A 1390-nucleotide genomic window follows, 5' to 3' on the forward strand; every position below is an offset into this window, starting at 1 on the left:
GAGCAAGCTTATTCGTGTACTCAGAATCAATCGCTTCTAGCTTCAACTTAATGGCATAATAGTTCTTCTCGTAATCTGCTTGGTTAGCTGCATCAGCCTCTATCAAGCTATTTTTCACATTTTCAGCTAAAATAAGTGCAGATTTAGGACTGACCCATGTGTGGGGATCAACGCCTACTTCGTGCTCATGACCTGACTCTTCGCCATGCTCTTCTTCGGATCCATTGATCAGTGGAATGCCAGCGCTAACTTCCTTCGTTGCTACTGCGCTATCCTTAGACAACCCTTTAAGGAAGCCATCCACCCAACCTTCTAGTCCAAGGCCATGGTAGAGAAACAATTGCGCTTTCGAAGCTGTGTCCAAATCTTGACTCTTTGGTGTCCAATCATGCGGCTCGACACCGGAGGCTACTAAATTAACTGCCTTCACATGATCACCACCGATTTCTGAAGCCAAATAATATAAAGGATAAAAGCTAGTCACAACGCTTAACTGTTGTTTCTTTGCTGGATTATCGTCATCATTGCTTGCATTGGAATCGTCTGGAGCCTTAACGTTATTATCAGAATTATTTCCGCATGCGGCAGTGAAAATCAGCGTAGCTGCTACGAGCAAACTAAGTACTGTAAAGAGGATGGGCTGTTTTAAAACTTTCATTTGGTATGATCTCCATTTCTTCTATCTTTTCTTGTTCGTAATCGTTATGATTACGCTTTGTATTATACTTTGCGTGTTATGGGCTGTCAATATAAACAATTACCCTATTTTGAGCCTATTCTCATTATGGACCAATGAAATCGAAATATGACCAGGTCCTTTTAATAAATGAGAAGCTGAAAGGATAAACCCCTTCTTTGCTGCTTCCATAGCTGAGCGTTGCAGATGCATACCAAGTGCATAGCCGGTGGTAGCATCAAAAAAGCTGTAAGCATCAATTCGATGCTTACAGCTTTTTTTCTGAACAGTTTATAGTCTATAGACACGATATTCGTGCTTACAAGCAACAAACTGAAGGCACCCTAGGCAAGGATCAGTTCGGACGCTGAAAACATTGTATTGGAGCTTACAACTGCATATCATGCTAGTTTACAAGCTTTAATAATCACTTGAAAGCTTCGTTTTCAGCCACGATGCTAAATTAATAAGTAAGCCGTGAGCCGGTCACCATTGCTGCTATTTCACAACAGCGCCATTAGGCATATCTTCAGGCACTGTAGCGAGCGTTAGCTGATCTCCGTGTGACGCTGCCAAAATCATCCCTTGCGACCATTCGCCGCGCAGTTTAACAGGCTTCAGATTCGTTACGCAAATCACTTTGCGTCCTACCATCTGCTCTGGCGTATAAAATTTCGCAATACCGGACACAAMTTGTCGCTGTTCATACCCAAG

At 42.6% G+C, this 1390-nt stretch carries 1 protein-coding gene and 1 pseudogene; both read right to left on the bottom strand.

All coding sequences use genetic code 11. The features are described 5' to 3' along the window. Positions 1-658 (bottom strand): metal ABC transporter substrate-binding protein (locus AC1DWN_RS33760; RefSeq protein WP_477563187.1); only part of this gene is annotated, 658 nt, incomplete at its 3' end. Positions 659-1174: 516 nt separating this feature from the next. After that, positions 1175-1390, bottom strand: a pseudogene (locus AC1DWN_RS33765) (methionine--tRNA ligase); the annotation flags it as partial.

It is taken from the genome of Paenibacillus sp. P4_A7, from assembly GCF_056402455.1.